Origin of the sequence: Pseudomonas sp. PS01270, from assembly GCF_029959775.1 — a bacterium.
GTDB lineage: Bacteria > Pseudomonadota > Gammaproteobacteria > Pseudomonadales > Pseudomonadaceae > Aquipseudomonas > Aquipseudomonas atacamensis.
This window is the reverse complement of the sequence record NZ_JASCPT010000274.1, coordinates 1-1,014: the sequence shown is the minus strand read 5'-3', so window position 1 is coordinate 1,014 and position 1,014 is coordinate 1. Positions and strand designations below refer to the sequence as shown.

2 protein-coding genes are annotated in these 1,014 nt (G+C 61.8%); both read left to right on the top strand.

Translation table 11 applies throughout. The annotated features are described in order from the left end of the window. Window positions 1-267: 267 nt before the first annotated feature. A complete protein-coding gene (locus QMX86_RS28115) occupies window positions 268-612 on the top strand; it encodes a hypothetical protein (protein WP_071173201.1) in 345 nt (114 codons plus the stop codon). A 44-nt stretch (window positions 613-656) separates the two neighbouring features. Beyond that, window positions 657-914, top strand: coding sequence for a hypothetical protein (locus QMX86_RS28110; RefSeq protein WP_282387986.1), 258 nt, complete (start codon window positions 657-659; stop codon window positions 912-914). The last annotated feature ends 100 nt before the right edge of the window (window positions 915-1,014 follow it).

Below are 1,014 nucleotides of genomic sequence, written 5' to 3'. Positions count from 1 at the left end.
GCTCGCGAAAGCGGTGGATCGGGCGCCATCGGTTGCGCCTGACCGGACGCCTTCGCGAGCAAGCTCGCTCCCACAATTGATATCGCACATTCTGAAAGGATGCTTATGACCGTTAACTGTTTTGCGCCGATGGAAGCACTAAAGATCGGCATCGTCTGAACAGCAGCCACGCGACCCCGGCGAAGACCGTTCGTCGATCATCAGGCACCAATCCGTCATCAGGGCTGACCAACCAAGTGTAAGGATTCCAATCACTGGAGAAGCCCTATGATCCCGTCAAGGTTGACCGCTTTAGTCTTCAGCGCCCTGCTCTGCCCTGCGGTGTTCGCCGCCTCGTCCACGGCAGCGGGCACCGGCCCTACCGATCCGACCCCGCCACGCGCGCCCGCCATCAACAGTGCCCCCGGAATGAACACCGATGGCTCCGGCGTGCCGCTGATCAATCAGCCACCCGCCACCGGCACCGACCCGCGCACTCAAGGCAGTGATCCGGGGCGTCAGGGTGGCATGAACACGCCTGATTCTCCTGCCACTGCGCCTGACAATGCCGGCCCCGGTGTCGGCTCGAAAACCACCACAGGTGGCTCCGGTTCCGAAGGTGCCGGTCAGTAGTTCGCCGACGCGAGCGCCCTATTCACTCCCATGAAGAGGTAACCATGAACGTCGACAAAGACCTGGAAAAAGAAGTTCTCACCCGCCTGCTGCACGCGCATCCCAATGGCTTGGGCAAGGAGGTGCTGGACAATTACCGGGGCGAGAAAGTCGTGGCCAGCGCCCTCGCCGCCCTGCAGGATCGCGGGCTGATTCACCATGGTCATGTGACCTGCAGCGAAGCCGGTGAGCACTCGCTGAACCTGCCGATCAAGCTCAGTTCTGCCGGCGTCGAAGCGGCGCGCAAACTGGATCTGCAGTAGTGCCAAGCCGCTCGCCGTCGAAGCGGCGAGCGGCCGGATCCGCAACTTGAGGAGAAATCCCATGCCTCGTGGAAGCAAAGACGAATACACCAGCGAACAG